General features: G+C 61.5%; 13 protein-coding genes. 8 read left to right on the plus strand and 5 right to left on the minus strand.

Going from position 1 to position 19,486, the window contains the following annotated elements:
* Window positions 1-6: 6 nt before the first annotated feature.
* The 4 genes from polA to rpsA all read left to right on the plus strand — a co-directional run bounded on the left by polA (window position 7) and on the right by rpsA (window position 6,894).
* Window positions 7-2,790, plus strand: coding sequence for a DNA polymerase I (gene polA, locus J7I86_RS15400; RefSeq protein ID WP_396019892.1), 2,784 nt, complete (start codon window positions 7-9; stop codon window positions 2,788-2,790).
* Window positions 2,791-2,893: 103 nt separating this feature from the next.
* Window positions 2,894-4,207: a GNAT family N-acetyltransferase gene (locus J7I86_RS15405; protein WP_214821196.1), complete on the plus strand. Its 1,314-nt coding sequence runs from the start codon at window positions 2,894-2,896 to the stop codon at window positions 4,205-4,207.
* 59 nt (window positions 4,208-4,266) lie between these two features.
* Window positions 4,267-5,235, plus strand: coding sequence for a polysaccharide deacetylase family protein (locus J7I86_RS15410; protein ID WP_214821197.1), 969 nt, complete (start codon window positions 4,267-4,269; stop codon window positions 5,233-5,235).
* Window positions 5,236-5,418: 183 nt separating this feature from the next.
* The gene (gene rpsA, locus J7I86_RS15415; protein ID WP_011774756.1) at window positions 5,419-6,894 is read left to right on the plus strand and encodes a 30S ribosomal protein S1; all 1,476 of its coding nucleotides are present in this window, start codon (window positions 5,419-5,421) and stop codon (window positions 6,892-6,894) included.
* 100 nt (window positions 6,895-6,994) lie between these two features.
* On the opposite strand, the gene J7I86_RS15420 is transcribed toward rpsA, so the two are convergent.
* Window positions 6,995-7,684 carry a YigZ family protein gene (locus tag J7I86_RS15420; RefSeq protein WP_214821199.1) on the minus strand — a complete coding sequence of 230 codons (690 nt, stop codon included), beginning with the start codon at window positions 7,682-7,684 and terminating at the stop codon, window positions 6,995-6,997.
* A gap of 22 nt (window positions 7,685-7,706) precedes the next feature.
* Here J7I86_RS15420 and coaE point away from each other — a divergent pair, with 22 nt between their 5' ends.
* The 4 genes from coaE (at window position 7,707) to J7I86_RS15440 (ending at window position 13,650) form a co-directional block, all read left to right on the plus strand.
* Window positions 7,707-8,945 carry a dephospho-CoA kinase gene (gene coaE / locus J7I86_RS15425; protein WP_214821201.1) on the plus strand — a complete coding sequence of 413 codons (1,239 nt, stop codon included), beginning with the start codon at window positions 7,707-7,709 and terminating at the stop codon, window positions 8,943-8,945.
* Between the two features lie 29 nt (window positions 8,946-8,974).
* Entirely contained in the window at window positions 8,975-11,071 is a 2,097-nt protein-coding gene (gene uvrB / locus J7I86_RS15430; RefSeq protein ID WP_214821203.1) for an excinuclease ABC subunit UvrB, read from the plus strand.
* A 168-nt stretch (window positions 11,072-11,239) separates the two neighbouring features.
* Window positions 11,240-12,268, plus strand: a complete 1,029-nt coding sequence (locus J7I86_RS15435) for a TerC family protein (RefSeq protein ID WP_214821205.1) — start codon at window positions 11,240-11,242, stop codon at window positions 12,266-12,268.
* 29 nt (window positions 12,269-12,297) lie between these two features.
* On the plus strand, window positions 12,298-13,650 hold the full coding sequence (locus J7I86_RS15440; RefSeq protein WP_214821207.1) for an MFS transporter: 1,353 nt from the start codon (window positions 12,298-12,300) through the stop codon (window positions 13,648-13,650).
* Here J7I86_RS15440 and J7I86_RS15445 read toward each other — a convergent pair.
* From J7I86_RS15445 to J7I86_RS15460, 4 genes are read right to left on the minus strand one after another with little or no spacing between them, the layout of a single operon-like run.
* Entirely contained in the window at window positions 13,647-14,987 is a 1,341-nt protein-coding gene (locus J7I86_RS15445) for an alpha/beta fold hydrolase (RefSeq protein ID WP_309476742.1), read from the minus strand. The genes J7I86_RS15440 and J7I86_RS15445 overlap by 4 nt on opposite strands.
* Window positions 14,980-15,492: a GNAT family N-acetyltransferase gene (locus J7I86_RS15450; protein ID WP_214821209.1), complete on the minus strand. Its 513-nt coding sequence runs from the start codon at window positions 15,490-15,492 to the stop codon at window positions 14,980-14,982. Before J7I86_RS15450 ends, J7I86_RS15445 begins: the two co-directional genes overlap by 8 nt.
* Window positions 15,493-15,505: 13 nt before the next feature.
* Window positions 15,506-16,897, minus strand: a complete 1,392-nt coding sequence (locus J7I86_RS15455) for a CoA transferase (RefSeq protein ID WP_214821211.1) — start codon at window positions 16,895-16,897, stop codon at window positions 15,506-15,508.
* A 7-nt stretch (window positions 16,898-16,904) separates the two neighbouring features.
* Window positions 16,905-19,439: an RNA helicase gene (locus J7I86_RS15460; protein WP_214821213.1), complete on the minus strand. Its 2,535-nt coding sequence runs from the start codon at window positions 19,437-19,439 to the stop codon at window positions 16,905-16,907.
* Between the last annotated feature and the right edge of the window lie 47 nt (window positions 19,440-19,486).

A 19,486-nucleotide genomic window follows, 5' to 3' on the forward strand; every position in this document is an offset into this window, starting at 1 on the left:
GCACCTGTGAGTGAAACAACCAAACCGGACCAGGTTCCAACGGCCCAAGCTGCTGCCATCGCTACAGCACCCACCCCCTCTGTCCCAGCTTCCAACAGTGCCACAGGGGAGGGCCGGCCAAGGTTGCTGGTCCTGGACGGCCACTCCATGGCGTTCCGGGCTTTCTACGCCCTTCCTGCAGAGAATTTCTCTACGGCCAGGGGGCAGTACACCAACGCCGTGCACGGGTTCACGTCCATGCTGATCAACCTGATCAAGGACCAAAAGCCCACCCACGTTGCCGTAGCCTTTGACGTCTCGGACGACACTACGTTCCGCAAGGCGGAGTACAGCGAATACAAAGGCGGCAGGAACGCCACGCCCGCAGAGTTTGCCGGCCAGATCGGCCTCATAGCGAAGGTCATGGAAGCCTGGGGCATCAGGACCATTGCCATGCCAGGTTATGAAGCCGATGATGTCCTGGCCACACTGGCGGCACAAGGTGACGCTGCAGGCTTCGAAGTCCTTCTTGTTTCGGGCGACAGGGACGCGTTCCAGCTCATCAACGACAACGTTTTTGTGCTGTACCCCAAGCAGGGTGTGAGCAATATCCCCAGGATGGACGCTGCGGCCATCGAGGAGAAGTACTTCGTCAAGCCCGGCTTGTACTCGGACCTCGCGGCCCTGGTGGGCGAAACTGCGGACAACCTTCCTGGCGTTCCAGGCGTTGGCCCCAAGACCGCTGCCAAGTGGATCAATCTCTACGGTGGCCTCGAAGGCATCCTGGAAAACCTGGACTCCATCGGTGGCAAGGTGGGCGGGGCACTGAAGGAGAACCTTGAGAACGTCAAGCGCAACCGCAGGCTTAACCAGCTGCTGACGGACCTCGACCTCCCCCTCACCTTGGCCGACTTGCACGAGCCACGTCCTGATCGCCAGGCGATCGAGGAGCTCTTCGAAGAACTCGAGTTCCGGACGCTCCGGACGCGGCTGTTCGATCTCTACGGTGATAACACCGCTGGAGCGGCCCCGGACACCATTGAAGTCCCGGAATACTCCGTCCTGACGGACGCCGCGGGACTCGAGGCCTTCTTCGCAGCAGGGTCCGGTGTGCGTTCGGCGCTAGCAGTGCAGATGGTCCCCGGACGCATCGGCGAAGACGCGGGTGCCCTGGCTGTCGTCAGGAACAACGGAGCGGCGTTTATCGAACTGACGGGCCTGGACGCTGCAGCTGAGTCGGTCTTGGCCCGGTGGCTCAAAGACCCCGAGGAAGCGAAGGTGCTGCACGAGTTCAAGTCAGCCCTCAAGGCTCTTCACAACCGTGGCCTCGGCTTGGAAGGCGTGGTGGATGACACGTCCATCTCCGGCTACCTGATCCAACCGGACCGCCGCAGCTACGACCTCGCCGAACTCGCCCAAGTGCACTTGAAGATCTCACTCGCCGCAACCACTGCCCAGTCCGGGCAGCTGGAACTCGACCTCTCCGGTGGAACAGACCAGGCTGCAGCAGCAGCGCTCGTCCAGCATGCCGCCGTCGTGCACGCCCTCAGCAAGCACTTCGAAACGGAACTTGCGGATATAAAGGCTGACGCCCTGTTGACGACCTTGGAACTTCCGGTGGCACGTGTGCTGGCGCAAATGGAGCTGACCGGCATCTTTGTGTCCACCGACCGGATGGACGAGCAACTCGCAGACCTCACCAAGGTGATCGAGAATGCCCAGGAACAGGCGTTCGCGGCGATCGGGCACGAGGTAAACCTTGGTTCGCCCAAGCAACTCCAGTCGGTGCTCTTCGAGGAACTTGGCCTGCCCAAGACCAAGAAGATCAAGTCGGGATACACCACTGACGCCGCGTCCCTGAAGGGGCTTTTGGAAAAGACGGGCCACGAATTCCTGGTTCAACTCATGGCGCACCGTGAGTCTTCCAAGCTGGCTCAGATGGTGGAAACACTCAAGAAGTCCGTTGCAGATGATGCTCGCATCCACACCACGTATGCGCAGAACATTGCAGCCACAGGCCGCATCTCCTCCAACAACCCCAACCTGCAAAACATCCCGGTCCGCAGCGAGGAGGGGCGTCGAGTCCGCGGCATCTTCGTCGTCAGCGAAGGCTACGAGTGCTTGCTGTCGGCCGACTACTCCCAGATTGAAATGCGCATCATGGCCCACCTTTCGGGCGACGAAGCGTTGATTCAGGCTTACCGCGACGGCGAGGACCTGCACCGCTTCGTGGGGTCACGCATTTTCAACGTCGAGCCGGCCGAAGTCACCAGCGCCATGCGCTCCAAGGTGAAAGCAATGTCCTACGGCCTGGCGTACGGCCTGACGTCCTTCGGCTTGTCAAAGCAGTTGGAGATCTCCGTGGATGAAGCACGGACCTTGATGAAGGATTACTTCGACCGCTTCGGCGGCGTCCGTGACTATCTGCGGGGAGTAGTGGATCAAGCCAGGACGGACGGGTACACGGCAACCATTGAGGGCCGCCGCCGCTACCTGCCGGACCTGACCAGCACCAACCGCCAAGCCCGCGAAGCGGCCGAACGTATCGCATTGAACTCGCCCATCCAGGGTTCAGCGGCAGACCTCATTAAACGCGCCATGCTGGGCGTCTCGGCCGAGCTCGCCAGCCAAGGACTCAAGTCACGCATGCTGCTTCAGGTCCACGATGAACTCGTGCTGGAAGTCGCACCGGGAGAGCGCGAGGCCGTGGAGAAGCTGGTCATCGAACAGATGGGCTCCGCCGCTGAGCTGTCCGTCCCGCTCGATGTCCAGATCGGCGTTGGTTCCAGCTGGTACGAGGCCGGGCACTAGGCACAAAGGATCTACTGGGTCCAGCTATGGATTCAAGGAGACGCCGGAGGGCGCGCCGCCGAGATGGTGGCGCGCCCTCCGGCGTCTGGCTAGGCTCAAGGGCGTGGCCGATCCCAATGAAAACACGTCCGGAAAGTACACCGTCCAGCGATTCCCCGCCGTAGCTGATTCAGATCAGGCGGGCTACAGCCGCTGCATTACCTGGGTGCAGGCAGTCTCGCACGGATTTCACCAACAACGGCGCGATGATGAGTACCTCGCCAAAACCCTGGCGGCCTATCAAAGCGATCAGCGCGAGCTGACGGGTGTCTACGTCAATGGCAGCGTGCCTGAGCACGCTCTTGGCGCAGAGGTTCCGGTGGCAACCTACGCCACGATGCGCAAGGCTTTGAACGTTGGCTTTGGCCGCCAACTTGAATCCAACCTCGTCACGGCCGTGACTGTCCGCGGTACCCACAGGCGGAACGGCATCCTTCGCGGAATGATCACTGCCGACTTGGAAGCTGCAAAGGATGATGGCCTCGCCATGGCAGCCCTCACGGCGTCCGAGGCATCCATCTATGGCCGTTTTGGCTTTGGTGTGGCCACCTTTGAGAGAAGCATCAAGGTTGATACCGGCCCACGGTTCCAGCTCCGGGGCCTGCCGCAAGGCACTGTTGAAGTGGCCGATCCTTCGGTGTTGATGGACATAGCCCCGCGCGTCTTCGAACGTGTCCAACGGCTCTCCCCGGGTTCCGTTGACCGGCAGGAGTACTACCGGCTGCTCGCCTCCGGTTCCCTAGGCCACGATGGCAAACCGGATACCTCCGTCCGTTGTGCGCTGCACTACGATCACTCCGGCTCTTTGGACGGCTATGTTTCCTACCGCTTCAAGGGTTGGGAACACAAGCCGTACACCATGGAAATCGTGGACCTCGTCGCGGCAAGCAACGCGGCTTACCTGGACCTGTGGCGATTCCTGGGCAGCATCGATCTCATCGATGAAGTGACGTGGGCCGAGGCTCCTGTGGACGATCCCCTGGCTTGGGCACTGACGGATCCCAGGTGCATCGACGCCTCTGAAATCCGCGACATGCTCTGGCTCCGGATCCTGGATACGCCTGCCGCCCTGCGGGCCCGCAGCTTCCCCGTGGCCGGCAAGTTGGTTCTGGAAGTCAGCGATTCCCTGGAAATGGCGCACGGCACCTGGGTTCTTGAGTCCGACGGCCTTGCTGCCGCCGTCGTGCGTGAAGCGTTTGGCGAGGCGCCGGACATCAGCCTGGACATATCCGACCTCGCCTCCATCTATCTTGGGGCGGTGTCGCCGGTCACCTTGGCAGCGGCCGATCGCATCAAGGAACACACCCCGGGAGCTGCCGTCCTGGCACAGCAACTGTTTGCGGTAGAGCGATCCGCCCACTGCCTGACGCACTTCTAAACGGCGCCAAGGCAACACCACCATCACAACCACAAAGTCACCATCAGATAAGGACATCCATGGGGGATTCCAAGCGGCGGCCGTTGGCCGGCCGGCGATCAGTGCTACTTGGAATGGCAGGCCTTGCGTCTGCTGCCCTGACAGCGTGTACGGACGGGGGCGGTCCTTCTGGTTCCGTCGCCTCCAGTGCAGGAACGGCTAAGCCAACGTTGCCTCGAACGGGGCCGGCCACGCCGCCTCCTTCCATAGCTGCGAAGTCCAGCGAACAGGCCGTGGCGGCCCTCGCCCCGACGACTCCGCCTTCCACCGGTCACTCCTCTCCAGCCCCGTCCAGGCACCAGATCGAGGCAGAGTTCGCCGGAAAGCATCCCAAAGAATGGGGACTCCACGTTACGGGAGTGGTCAACCGTTCGCCGTCCACCAAAGTTGCCTTAACCTTTGACGCGTGCGGAGGTCACGGCGGCACAGGGTGTGATCACGCGCTCCTGCAAACACTTCGCCGACTCAACGTCCCGGCAACGCTGTTCATCAACAGCCGGTGGATCCACGCCAACCCCGCACTCTCGGCAGAATTGGCTGCGGATCCACTGTTCGAACTCGCCAATCACGGCACCGCCCACCTGCCCCTTTCGGTGAGCGGCAGGGCGGCCTACGGCATTCAGGGAACCGCCACAGTCGCAGCTGCCTACGACGAACTGATGGGCAACCAAGCCATTTTGCAGGAGCTCACGGGAAAGGTAGCCCGGTTCTTCCGCCCAGGGACTGCGTTCTACGACGACGTCGCCGTGGAGATGACACGAAGGCTCGGTATGTTGCCGGTCAACTTCACGGTCAACGGCGACGGCGGCGCGACATTTTCGGCAGCTACCGTTGCTGCCGAAGTGGGACGGGTGGTGGCCGGGGACATCGTCATTTCACATTTCAACAGACCGGCCGCCGGTACTGCCATCGGCTACGCCCGGGCCTTGCCGCAGCTACTGGATCACGGAGTCTCGTTTGCCCGCCTCGGAGACGTCCTGACGGCGTAACACTCCTTTTGACCCTGCTTTGCCAATACGACTAGAATAAACGGGCGTGTACTACGTGCATGCATCCATTTGTATTAATCCACAAATCAGGATGACCCGGTAATTTGCCGTGTTCTGCCGTCCGGACCCGGACGGCAGCGGTTTGCCTGACCGACTAACTATCCACAACGGAGCCCCTACTACATGACCATCACCTCCACCGAGAAGCCCGGTACCCCCGTAGTCGCCATTAACGACATCGGTACCGCTGAGGACTTCCTCGCAGCTGTCGACGCCACCATCAAGTACTTCAACGACGGAGACCTCGTCGAAGGTACCGTCGTCAAGGTCGACCGCGACGAAGTTCTGCTCGACATCGGTTACAAGACCGAAGGTGTCATCCCTTCCCGCGAGCTTTCCATCAAGCACGATGTTGATCCCGGTGACGTCGTCGCCGTTGGCGATCAGGTCGAAGCTTTGGTTCTCACCAAGGAAGACAAAGAAGGCCGTCTGATCCTCTCCAAGAAGCGTGCTCAGTACGAGCGTGCCTGGGGCGACATCGAGAAGGTCAAGGAAGAAGACGGTGTCGTTACCGGTACCGTCATCGAGGTTGTCAAGGGTGGCCTCATCCTGGACATCGGCCTGCGTGGCTTCCTGCCCGCATCGCTCGTGGAGATGCGTCGTGTCCGCGACCTCGCTCCGTACATCGGCCAGCAGATCGAAGCCAAGATCATCGAGCTGGACAAGAACCGCAACAACGTTGTGCTGTCCCGCCGTGCGTGGCTCGAGCAGACTCAGTCCGAGGTTCGCTCCACGTTCCTCAACAAGCTGGAAAAGGGCCAGGTTCGTCCGGGCGTTGTTTCCTCCATCGTCAACTTCGGTGCATTCGTGGACCTGGGCGGCGTAGACGGCCTCGTTCACGTTTCCGAGCTGTCCTGGAAGCACATCGACCACCCGTCCGAGGTTGTCGAGGTTGGCCAGGAAGTCACCGTCGAGGTCCTCGAAGTGGATCTGGACCGCGAGCGTGTCTCCCTGTCGCTCAAGGCTACGCAGGAAGATCCGTGGCAGACCTTCGCCCGCACCCACGCCCTCGGCCAGGTTGTTCCGGGTAAGGTCACCAAGCTGGTTCCGTTCGGTGCGTTCGTTCGCGTCGAAGACGGCATTGAAGGCCTCGTGCACATCTCCGAGCTGGCTGTCCGCCACGTGGAGCTCGCCGAGCAGGTTGTCTCCGTTGGCGACGAACTGTTCGTCAAGGTCATCGACATCGACCTCGAGCGTCGCCGTATCTCCCTCTCCCTCAAGCAGGCTAACGAGGGCGTTGACGCTGACAGCACCGAGTTCGATCCCGCTCTGTACGGTATGGCCGCTGAGTACGACGAAGAGGGCAACTACAAGTACCCTGAGGGCTTCGACCCCGAGTCGAACGAATGGCTCGAAGGCTACGAGACCCAGCGCGCCGCTTGGGAGCAGCAGTACGCTGACGCCCAGACCCGCTGGGAAGCTCACAAGAAGCAGGTTGCCCAGCACGCTGCTGACGACGCTGCTGCTGCAACGTCCGGTGAGAGCGATTCCGGCACCACGAGCTACTCCTCGGAGCCGGCAGCTGCTGAGTCCAACGCTGGTACCCTGGCGTCCGACGAAGCACTCGCCGCACTGCGTGAGAAGCTGACCGGCAACTAATTCCGCCACCCTCACGGGATGTGCTGAATAGCCAAAGAAGGACCCCTGCCTCCGGGCGGGGGTCCTTCTGCTTTAAGCCCCTTCGCGATACGGGAACTGCTCAGAGGGGGACGTCTACCCACTCGGTTCCCTGCGGCCGCAGCTCGAGATTGCCCGCCGTCAGGGAGGCCAGCCGGGCGTGGGCCCCGGAGATGATGGCTGCATGATCAGGCAAGGCGACTCGAAGAACCGCGTGCCGGGCTTCGTATCCGGTCTCCGCCATGACATAGCCGGCGCTGCGAAGTTCGTTTTCCAAACGGCCGGCCTCGGCATGGGGGACGTCGATGTCGCACAAGCGGAGCCGCCGTCGATGAACCAACGGAGCCCCATCCAGGGCCGCGGATACCGATTCGGAGTACGCGCGGACCAGTCCACCCGCGCCCAGGAGGATCCCACCGAAATACCGCACGACGACGGCACTCACGTCGCTGAGGTCCGCCACCTTTGGTGAGGTTTCACGCTTGATGAGGGCCTCCAACATGGGGATACCCGCCGTGCCCGAGGGTTCACCGTCGTCGCTGGATCGTTGGATCATGCGATCGGGACCTATGACGAAGGCTGAGCAGTGGTGGCGGGCGTCGTGGAATTCACGCCGAAGGTCACTGACCAGCGAGCGTGCGGTTTCCTCGTCGGGTGATCGCCGAAGGACTGTGATGAAGCGGGATCTCCGGATCTCCAATTCGTGGCGGAAGTCAGAGCCGACTGCGATTGTTGTGTATGTTGTCGCACGGCTGTCATCCTCATTTTCCACCGCTTCAGTCTAGTGTTGGAGGGTGCTGAAGATTGGGTTAACGGGCGGCATCGCCTCGGGGAAATCGCTGGCGGCGTCCAGGTTGCGGGAATTGGGTGCCATCCTTGTGGACGCGGACCTCCTTGCGCGGGAAGTGGTGGAGCCTGGAACTCCCGGGTTTGCCCGTGTTGTGGAAGCATTCGGCCCTGAAATTCTCGACTCCAACGGCAAGCTTGATCGGCCCAAGCTCGGCGCTATCGTGTTCAAGGATCCCGCTCAGCGCCAAGTGCTCAATGGCATCGTTCACCCGCTGGTGCGGGAGGCAGCCGCCGCGATTGTGTCAGGTGCCGGCCCTGGCGACATCGTGGTCCAGGACATTCCGCTGCTCGTGGAAACCGGGCAGGGAAGCAACTTCCATCTGGTGGTGGTGGTTGATGCCCCGGATGACGTGCGCCTTCAACGCATGGTGGAGTTTCGGCAGATGACCACGGAGGACGCGTTGGCCCGCATGGCCTCACAGGCCACGCGCACAGAACGCAACGCCGCTGCCGATGTTGTCCTGGACAACTCCGGAACCCAAGATCAATTGCTCGCCGCGGTAGATGCTTTGTGGGAACAGCGGTTGCTGCCCTTCGCGGAGAACCTCCACCGGAGCACCAGGGCCCTGCGCGAAGCCGGGCCGGTCATGAACACTTCAAAGGTGGAGTGGATTGCGCAGGCCGAGCGACTGGCCGAACGCATCATCGCTGCAGCTCCCCACGAGGTCCTTGCAGTGGACCACATAGGCTCAACGTCAGTACCGGGGCTGGCGGCGAAGGACGTGATCGACCTCCAACTCGCTGTGGCTGACCTTCAAACAGCGGACCGCATTGCGCCCGTCCTCGCTTCTGCCGGTTTTCCCGCCGTGCCCCATGCCAACCGGGACACCCCGAAGCCACCGGAACCTGATCCCGCCCAATGGCTGAAACGGTTCCATGCCAACGCTGATCCAGGCCGTGCCGTGAACCTGCACGTCCGGGTAGCCGGCTCAGCCGGATGGCGGTACGCACTGCTGTTCCGTGACTGGTTGCGATCGGATCCGTCAGCAGCCGAGCTGTATCAAGCTCATAAAATCGCGTTGACGGCCTCTTTTGCAGGGGATAGGGGAACCGCTGCCTATGCCGAAGCCAAGGAGCCGTGGTTTACCGAAGTCGCCTGGCCACTCATGGATGAGTGGGCCAACCGCACAGGTTGGATGCCGCCGTCGTATATGTCTTCCGCTGAAGGCAAACGCGGACAGTAGCTGTCCTAGGGCGGGGGTAGATTGGTTTTATGAGTCTTGCCCAGGAGATCAACCGTGTCGTCGCGCCCTTCGAAGTAATCAGTGAGTTCAAACCTGCCGGTGATCAGCCCGCTGCCATTGCAGAACTGACCGAACGAATCAACAACGGCGAAAAAGACGTTGTCCTCCTCGGCGCCACGGGTACTGGTAAGAGTGCAACCACGGCGTGGCTCATCGAACAGGTCCAGCGCCCTACCTTGGTGATGGTCCAGAACAAGACCCTGGCCGCGCAGCTAGCCAATGAATTCAGGGAACTGCTGCCCAACAACGCAGTGGAATACTTCGTTTCCTACTACGACTACTACCAGCCTGAGGCATACGTAGCGCAGACGGACACCTTCATCGAAAAAGACTCCTCCATCAACGAGGAAGTCGAAAGGCTCCGGCACTCGGCCACCAACGCCCTGCTCACCCGACGCGACGTCATTGTGGTGGCCACGGTGTCGTGCATCTATGGTCTGGGCACACCGGAAGAGTACATCGCCGGCATGGTCACGCTCCGCAAGGGCGCGGAGATGAACCGGGACCACCTCCTCCGGAAGTTCGTCTCCATGCAGTACGCCCGGAATGACATGGACTTCCACCGGGGCACCTTCCGGGTCCGCGGCGATACCGTGGAGATCATTCCCATGTACGAGGAACTCGCCATCAGGATCGAGTTCTTCGGTGACGAGATCGAGAACATCCAGACGCTTCACCCCCTCACCGGCGAGGTACTACGGGACGAAGAAGAGATGTACGTCTTCCCTGCTTCGCACTATGTGGCCGGTCCCGAACGGATGGCCCGCGCCATCAAGCGGATCGAGGATGAACTGGCCGACCGCTTGAAGGTGCTCGAAGGCCAGAACAAGCTAGTGGAAGCCCAGCGGCTCCGGATGCGCACCACGTATGACCTCGAAATGATGCAGCAGATGGGTTTCTGCAACGGCATTGAGAACTACTCCGTCCACATTGATGGCCGCGAACCCGGAACGGCGCCACACTGCCTGATCGACTACTTCCCGGATGACTTCCTCCTGGTGGTGGACGAATCACACGTCACCATTCCGCAGATCGGTGCCATGTACGAGGGCGATATGTCCCGTAAGCGGAACCTCGTGGACTTCGGGTTCCGCCTGCCATCGGCCATGGACAACAGGCCGCTGAAGTGGGACGAATTCCTGCAACGCATCGGCCAGACCGTGTATCTGTCGGCAACCCCGGGCAAGTATGAGCTCGGTAAAGCCGATGGCTATGTGCAGCAGATCATTCGTCCCACCGGCCTCATCGATCCCGAGGTAGTGGTCAAGCCCACCAAGGGACAGATCGACGACCTCCTCGGCGAAATCAGGACCCGCACGGAGAAGAATGAACGCGTTCTTGTCACCACCTTGACCAAACGTATGGCAGAGGACCTCACCGACTACCTGGTAGGGCACGGCGTCAAGGTGGAGTATCTGCACTCCGATGTGGATACTCTGCGGCGCGTGGAACTGCTCCGGGAACTCCGGATGGGCGTTTTCGACGTCTTGGTGGGTATCAACCTGCTCCGCGAAGGTTTGGACCTTCCCGAGGTTTCACTCGTCAGCATTCTGGATGCGGACAAGGAAGGCTTCCTGCGTTCCTCCACCTCCCTGATCCAGACCATCGGCCGTGCCGCCCGCAACGTTTCGGGTCAGGTGCATATGTACGCGGACAGGATCACCGACTCCATGGCCCACGCCATTGAGGAGACCAACCGCCGCCGTGCAATTCAGGTGCAATACAACACCGACCACGGCATAGACCCCCAACCGTTGCGCAAGAAGATCGCCGACATCACCGATCAACTGGCCAAGGAAGACGCCGACACCCAGGAACTGCTGAACAACAACCGGCTGGCCAAGGGTGGCAAGCGCAAAACGTCTGCCAAGGGCGCCGCCACGGTTCGCCAGGATGGACTTGCTGCAGCTCCCGCTGAAGACCTTGTGGGCCTCATTGAGCAACTGACCGAGCAGATGCATGGGGCGGCTGCTGAATTGCAGTTCGAAGTCGCGGCCCGCATCCGTGATGAAGTCAAGGAGTTGAAGCGCGAATTACGCCAGATGCAGTCCGCCGGGCACGCCTAAGGTAAGGTTGTTCTCACGTAGGGGAGTATCCCAAGCGCTACGTCCGTCAGCACGCAAGGCACAGATGCCTCGCCGGATCTAGCGGGCCGCCAATTTCTGCATTCACCGCACCCTGGCAGGCCGGAGAGACTTACACCGCTTTCCCGTACCCTGCGAAAGGCACCTTTAATGCAGCTTCCCGTCTGGTTTGAGATCGGCTCCTTTGTCGTTCTCGGAATCATCTTGCTGATCGACCTCCTGCTGGTCGTCAAGCGTCCCCATGAACCTTCCATGAAGGAAGCCGGCCTGTGGGTTGGCTTCTACGTAGGATTGGCGCTGCTTTTCGCAGTAGCCATGTTCGCGTTCGCCGGCCCCGAGTACGGGGGTCAGTTCGTCGCAGGCTGGGTCACTGAGTACAGCCTCAGCATCGACAACCTCTTTGTGTTCATCATCATCATGGCCCGCTTCTCGGTACCCCGTAAGTACCAGCAGGAAGTGCTGATGGTGGGCATCATCATCGCGCTGATCCTGCGCGGTATCTTCATCGCTTTGGGTGCAGTAGTCATCGAGCAGTTCAGCTGGGTCTTCTACATCTTCGGCGCGTTCCTCCTCTGGACTGCCTGGAAGCAGGCCAGGGATTCCGGCGAAGACGAAGAAGAAGGCGCGGAGAACCCCCTGATCGCCCGCCTTCGCAAGGTGCTGCCGATGTCAGAGAAGTTCGACGAAGGCAAGTTGAGGACCACCGTCGACGGCAAGAAGGTCTTCACCCCCATGCTGATCGTCTTCGTGACCATCGGCCTGACCGACCTCCTGTTCGCTGTTGACTCCATCCCTGCAATCTTTGGCCTGACCCAGAGTGCCTTCATCGTGTTCACTGCAAACATCTTCGCCTTGATGGGCCTGCGTCAGCTGTACTTCCTCCTCGGTGGCCTCATGACGCGACTGGTGTACCTCAAGCACGCTCTGTCCGTGATTTTGGCCTTCATCGGCGTCAAGCTTGTCCTGCATGCCATGCACGTCAATGAGCTTCCGTTCATCAACGGCGGCCACCACATCGAATGGGCACCTGAGATCCCTACTTATGTTTCGTTGGCAGTCATTGTGGGAACCATCATTGTTGCCGTCGTGGCCAGCCTCTTGAGCCCGCAAGCACGGCAAGCCAAGCTGGATGCCCGGCTCGAGGCAGATGCCACGAAGAGCATGAGCGAGGCAGAGTAACTGACCTCCAAAAGTTGTAGTCTCGTGAAGTGACTACAACTTCTGCTACGGCGCTGGACCCGCAACGGGTTCAGCGCCGTACTGTTTTCCTGCTCAGTTCGGCACAACTGCTCAGCGGCGTTGGCAATGGGGCCACGCTGTCCATCGGATCCCTCCTGGCCGTGGACTTGTCAGGGTCCGAAGCCTGGGCCGGCTCCATCACCACCGTGCTGACACTGGCCGCAGCAATCGCAGCCCTGCCACTGGCGAGGTTGGCTGAGGCACGCGGTCGGCGCGTAGGACTCGTCACCGGCATGATTGCCGCTATGGTCGGTGCACTAATCATCATCGCCGCAGTAATGAACAAGTCATTCCTGCTGCTTTTGCTTGGGGCAGCGTTCCTCGGCCTGGGCACCGCCGCGAACCTGCAAGCGCGCTTCGCCGCCGTCGACCTCGCAGAACCGGAGCGGCGCGGACGATCATTGTCCACAGTGGTCTGGGCCATCACCATCGGAGCTGTGGCCGGGCCAAACCTGATTCAGCCCGGAGCCGCGGTAGGTGCGGCACTGGGGCTGCCACCCATAGCCGGCCCGTTCGTGTTCTCCGCAGTTGGACTGTTCCTCGCAGCAGGGCTGCTGTTCGCCGGCTTGCGACCGGATCCGCTGCTGCTGTCCCGCCGGCTGGCCCGTCTGGTTGATGCCAGCGGTGAACCGGCAGCGCTGCCTGTGCGGGGGACCATCCGATCCGGTCTTCGTGCCGTCCGTTCGTCACCCCGGGCGATGTTGGCGCTGGCGGCAGTCGTAGCCGCCCACGGCGTCATGGTGGCGGTCATGTCCATGACACCACTGCACCTCCAACAGCTCGTGGGCGGATCGCACGAGGGACACCATGGTGGAACCACCGACAGCACGGACGCGCTGGTGGTCATAGGGCTCACGATTTCCCTCCACATCGCTGGCATGTTCGCCCTATCTCCCCTCTGGGGGTGGCTCACGGACAAGGCCGGCCGTTTTAAGACCATCGCAATGGGGCACGGGCTCCTGCTGGTGGCGGTGTTCGTGGCAGGGTTCGGGCAGCATGAGCCTGTGTTGGTGACCGCAGGGTTGATTCTGCTGGGCCTGGGTTGGTCTGCGGCAACCATTGCGGGTTCAACGCTGTTGGCCGAGAGCGTCGAACCTGATCAAAGGGTCACCGTGCAGGGCGTCTCGGACACCCTGATGGGTGCCGCCGGAGCGCTCGGTGGCGCAACGTCCGGCCTGCTCCTTGCCTGGATCGGCTATCAGGGCCTCAACATCGCTTCCAGCATCTTGGCGGCAGCGGTGCTGGCCTTGACGGCGGTCACTGCATCCCGCCAGCGCACCTCGGCCGGGAACGGCGGGCCGGCGGATAGGTCATCCACCTAGCGGCGGGAGCGCACCATGCCGAACAGCCTTCCAAAGATGCCCTCACCGTCTTCGGCGATTCCGTCGTGGTGGAAGTCGGATGTGACCCAGGTCTGAAGTCCGCGCACGGCTGCAGCAGTCTCCAGCGAAAGATCGTGGTCCACGTAAATGTCGTCCTTGTACACGGCCGCCGCGACAGGGACGGTGTTGGACGCCAACCGGGCGGGGTCGTACAACGGTTTCCAGTCTTTCCGGGCCGCCAGTTGTTCGGCGACGTCACGCAAGGGAAGGAGCGCCGGGTCCTGTTCGAAGTACCAGGGATACACCATTTCCCCAGTGAGCAGTGGTTCTTGGGCAACAGGCTTGAACTCAGGGTAGTCCTCCAGGACGCGCCAGGCCGCCCAGTTGGTTGCCTCGCCTTGACCGTAGATGGACTCGTGCAGGACGGCATAGAGCGGATTAGCCGCACGGCTGACCAGTCCCCGCACCTGTTCAAGGAACGATTCGGACAACCGCTCACCGGTGGGCGTGTCTATGAAGGCGTCTTCCAAGAGGTAGTGGAGTGCATCCACCCTGGTGTTGCCGCCCAAGAAAGATCCCACCATCTGGAAACGCTCCGGCGTCAACCGCTCGCCGCTTGCCAGAAATTCCGGGTGCTGCTCCAAATGACGGGCAATTCGCGTGACTTGCTCCCTGTCCTCCGGGTACCACGAAAAATACTCGGCGTTCCTTGCGGCAACCCGACGGAACGTTGCTTGATAAACACGGTCCGCTGAACCGTGGAGAGGGGCCAGACCACCGGTGATCAGCACCTCACGCAATCCCTCCGGCGCGAAGGACAGGTACGTGAGCGCACAGAACCCACCGAAGCTCTGTCCCAGTACAGACCATGGGCCGGAGTCGAGAACACGCCGGATGTACTCGGCGTCGGCCACGATCGAGTCAGCACGGAAATGTGTCAGATAGTCGGCCTGTGCGGCGGCGTCGCCCCGGAGCTCCAATGACCGCCGTTCTATCGGCGAGGATAATCCGGTTCCGCGTTGATCCAGCATCAGGATGCGGAAGTCCTTTGCGGCCGCCTTCATCCAGCCGGACAGCGAGGTGACGCGGTTACCCCGGCCGCCTGGCCCACCCTGAAGGTACAGGAGCCACGGGAGCTTGGCAGCCTCCTCGGGCGGATGGCTGGTGGAGGAGTATTCCCTGGCAAAGATGGTGATCGTCTCGCCGGGGACCACGGCCTGGTGCACCAAGGGAACGCTGAAGTAGTGCTCCGCCGTTCGGAGTCCGCGGAATTCATGGCGGGCCTGGATACGATGCCCGCCCGCAGTGGCCCACGGTTCAGTTTCCAGTTCAGCCACGGGTCAGAGCCTCTTTCGCCTTGCCAATGTTCGCCCCGAAGGCTTGGAGTGCATCACCGGTTAACCTGAACGTTGACCATTCCTCCATGGGGAAAGCACCAAGGTTCTTGTAGAAGTTGATGGAGGGCTGGTTCCAGTTCAGGACGCTCCACTCCACACGTGCGTAACCACGTTCGACGGCGGTGGCGGCCAGATGTTGCAACAGCGCCTTGCCGTGGCCCTCGCCACGCGCATCCGGAACCACGTAGAGGTCCTCGAGGTAGATGCCGTGAACGCCTTCCCAGGTGGAGTAGTTCAGGAACCAAAGGGCGAAACCCTGAACCGCGCCGGCGTTGTTTTCAGCCATGGTGGCGTAGACGCGCGGGTTCTCGCCAAAGAGCACTTCGGTGAGCATGGCCGGGGTGTTCTTAACGGCGTCCGGTTCCTTTTCGTAGATTGCAAGATCGTGAATCATACGCAGGATTGGGGGAACGTCTTCAACGGTGGCGGGGCGGATTACACTCATGCATTCGAGCTTACTAGGGCCTTGCTTGCTCCTCCTGCCAAGCTAGCGGGGACGCTCCATAACGCACCGGCGGCTGCCGATAGCTGAGCGGGACTCCCTCAACAGAAAGGGGTGGTCCCACAAACCTGAGCAAGCCATATGGGCTGTCCGCATCAGAGTATTCAGGCTCCTGGAGCGTGATCACAGGCATGCCCTGATGACCGGAGGGCAGAGCGAAGAGTTCCTCAGCCGTCCGCGCCAAGGAGAGCATCGCTGACCCACCTGTTCCAGTCTCTCTACGTTCCAGCAGTAAAGTCAGCACTGCCGCCGCGAGTCCGTATCCAGTGGCGTGATCCAGGGCCTGGACGGGGAGCGCCCCCGGTTTCCATCCGGCGTCGTCATGCTGTCCGTACCTCACGGCGATTCCGCAGGCTGCCTGCACGAGGCTGTCGAAGCCCCGCCTCTCTTGCCACGGACCGCTGCTGCCCCAAGCAGTCAACGTGGCCACCACCAGCTCCGGCTTGGTGGCCAACAGCGCTTCCGGGCCCAAACCGTATCTGTCCATGACTCCGTTCCGATATCCGGTGACCACCACATCAGCAGAGGCCACGAGGCCATGAATAGCTGCCAGATCCCCGGCCTTCCTGAAATCTGCTTCGGCGCTGCGTTTGTCGAACCCCGAGTCGATGAACGCCTCCGTCAGCTCCGGAAGGAAGGGGGGATCGATCCGTAAAACGTCAGCACCCAACGCCGCCAGAAAGCGCGTGGCAGTCGGCCCGGCGATCACACGGGTCAGATCGAGTACCTTCAAGCCGTCCAGCGGCCGGAGCGGGTTCCCGGCCGGAACCCAAGGGGCGGCAGCCGCATCCCGGGGCTGTGCATTATGAGGGGAGAGACTGATCCAAGGGCCTGAGCTGGCCGCGGAGTGCATGGCTGAGGAAACCCACTCCTCACGGCTTCGGACGGCGGCGGCAACACCCTGGCGTGCCACGATCACGGTCTCGGCCTCCAGGGAGGTCATCGACGACAGGGCACGGTCCACGTCCTGGGGCGTCGTGGCAGAAAGTGCCTCCATCAAGCGTGCAGCGTGATGAGGGTAATTGGCGTGCAGGCGGATCCAGCCGTCCGCAGTGCGCCGGAACCCGGATGTCGGAGCAAATCCCTGCGGCTTCCGGCCTTCAATCCGAAGGTGCCCCAGCGAATCAAAAGCAGCCGCAGTCAGCCCTGAGTCAACCGAGTATCTCCCTGGAAAACCCGTCAACGCATTCAGCGCTGTGGCTGCGCTTTGAACCGAGCCCAAGGCCAACCCCTCGACATCCAGGGCGCCACCCCACCAACGCCGCGAACCAGTACAACTTGCCGCCCGCTCGTTGCGTAGGCCTTCCACCTCGCGCAAGCCGGCGGACAGATCAGGAACTGATCCCATGGCGGGCCTAGAGCCTGTTGACTTCCGTCACCCGCACCACGGCGGTGCCGGTCTCATCCGAGGCTGCCAGGTCTACGTCGGCGGAGATTCCCCAGTCGTGGTTACCCGCAGGGTCATCGAAGATCTGGCGAACCTTCCAGGTGCCGGGTTCCTCGGTAATGATGAGCAGCCCTGGCCCTCTTGCATCGGGGCCAGTGCCGATATCGTCATGTTCGTCGAAGTAGTCGTCCAGGACTTCCTCCCACCGCTCGGCCTCCCAGCCGGCCTCGGAATCCAGTTCTCCCAACGCTGCCGAATCCTCATCTGCAAACAGTTCAACCCTGCGGAACATTTCGTTCCGAACCATCACCCGGAAGGCCCGGATGTTGGCCGTCAGCAGCGGCGGCGGGGGCGGGGGAGCGTCGTGAGGGGTCGGGGCAAGCCCTGAGGTTAGTTCCTCCCACTCATCCAGCAGGCTGGAGTCCACTTGGCGCACCAACTCACCCAACCAGGCGATAAGATCCTCCAGGTCCTCACGAAGGGAGTCCTGGGGCACTGTCTGCCTCAGAGCGCGGAAACCATCCGCCAGATAACGCAGGACAATGCCTTCAGAACGGGCCAGGCCATAGAACTGCACAAATTCACCAAAGTTCATGGCACGCTCGTACATGTCCCTGATGATCGACTTCGGAGCGAGCTCAAAGTCGCCTACCCAAGGGGCCGCCTTGCGGTAAACCTCGAAAGCCTCGCCAAGAATCTCCGCCAACGGCATGGGGTAGGTCACTTCGTCGAGCATGGCCATGCGCTGGTCATACTCGATGCCGTCAGCCTTCATCGCCGCGACTGCCTCACCCCGCGCCTTCTTCTGCTGGGCCGAGAGAATCTGGCGCGGCTTCTCAAGAGTCGACTCAATCACCGAGACAACATCCAAGGCATAGGACGGAGACTCGGGGTCAAGCAGTTCCAACGCGGCAAGCGCAAAGGGAGAGAGCGGCTGGTTGAGGGCAAAGTTGGCCTGCAAATGAACAGTCAGCCGGACCGAGCGTCCCTCTGCCTCCTGCTCCGCCTCCGGAATGCGTTCCACCACGCCCGCGGCCAACAGTTCCCTGTAGATCCCCAGGGCTTTCTTCATCAATCTGAGCTGCGCAGGTCGGCTCTCGTGGTTCTCACTCAGCAGGCGCCGGGTCGCTTGGAAGGGGTCGCCCGGCCGCTCCATAAGGTTCAGCAGCATCGCGTGGGTGACGGTGAAACTGGACGTCAGGGGATCTGGAACAGACTCGACGAGTCGTTTGAACGTGGGCTCGCCCCAGGACACGAATCCTTCCGGCGGTTTCTTTTTGACAACCTGGCGCAGTTTCTTCTGGTCATCGCCAAACTTGGCGGTGGCCTTGGCCATGGCCTTCGTGTTTTCCACCACGTGATCGGGCGCCTGAACCACCACAGTGCCGGCGGTGTCGTAGCCTGCACGGCCCGCGCGACCTGCAATCTGGTGGAACTCCCTCGAGTTCAGAGACCTGGTGCGTACACCGTCGTACTTGCTCAAAGCCGTCAACAGCACCGTTCGGATGGGCACATTGATGCCCACCCCCAAAGTATCGGTTCCGCAGATGACTTTCAGGAGGCCGGCCTGGGCGAGCTGCTCCACCAGGCGGCGGTACTTGGGCAGCATGCCGGCGTGGTGGACGCCAATGCCGTGCCGTACAAGCCTGTTCAATGTTTTACCGAAGCCGGCGGCGAACCTGAATCCCGCAATCAACTCGGCGATGCGGTCCTTTTCGGCACGGCTGCACATGTTGATGCTCATAAGATTCTGGGCACGCTCAATGGCTTCGGCCTGGCTGAAGTGGACTACATAGACAGGTACCTGCTTGGTGGAGAGCAGTTCCTCCAGAGTCTCGTGAACGGGTGTCAGGTGGTAGTAGTAATGCAGCGGAATGGGTCGCTCCGCCGAACTCACAGTCGTGGTGCTCCGCCCCGTGAGCTCTGTCAGCCCGGTCTCGAATCGGGAGACATCTCCCAAGGTGGCTGACATCAGGAGAAACTGTGCTTGGGGCAGTTCCAGGAGCGGCACTTGCCAAGCCCAGCCTCGCTGCGGGTCGGAGTAGAAATGGAACTCGTCCATGATTACGGAGCCAAGCTCAGCGGCAGAGCCTTCACGGAGTGCGATGTTGGCGAGGATTTCCGCCGTGCAGCAAATAATGGGCGCATCCTGGTTCACGCCGGAGTCGCCGGTGATCATGCCAACGTTTTCGGCGCCAAATATCTCGCAGAGAGCAAAGAACTTTTCGGAGACCAAGGCCTTGATCGGAGCGGTGTAATAGCTTCGCTGGCCCCGTGCCATGGCTTCAAAGTGCGCAGCGATTGCCACCAGGGATTTGCCGGAGCCCGTGGGGGTGGCAAGGATGACGTTGGCGCCGGAGGCGATCTCCATGATGGCCTCATCCTGCGCCGGGTAGAGCTGCAACCCGCGGCTCTCAGTCCACTCCACGAACCGTGTGTAGATTTCGTCCGGGTCCAAGGGACCTGTGGCGGTGGAACCGGGGAGCTGCTCAAGAAGTTTCATTGGTTTCCAGCTTAGTGCCCGGACGGTTTAGGCTCAGCCCAGCAGGA

Origin of the sequence: Arthrobacter sp. ISL-95 (assembly GCF_018613695.1) — a bacterium.
GTDB lineage: Bacteria > Actinomycetota > Actinomycetes > Actinomycetales > Micrococcaceae > Arthrobacter.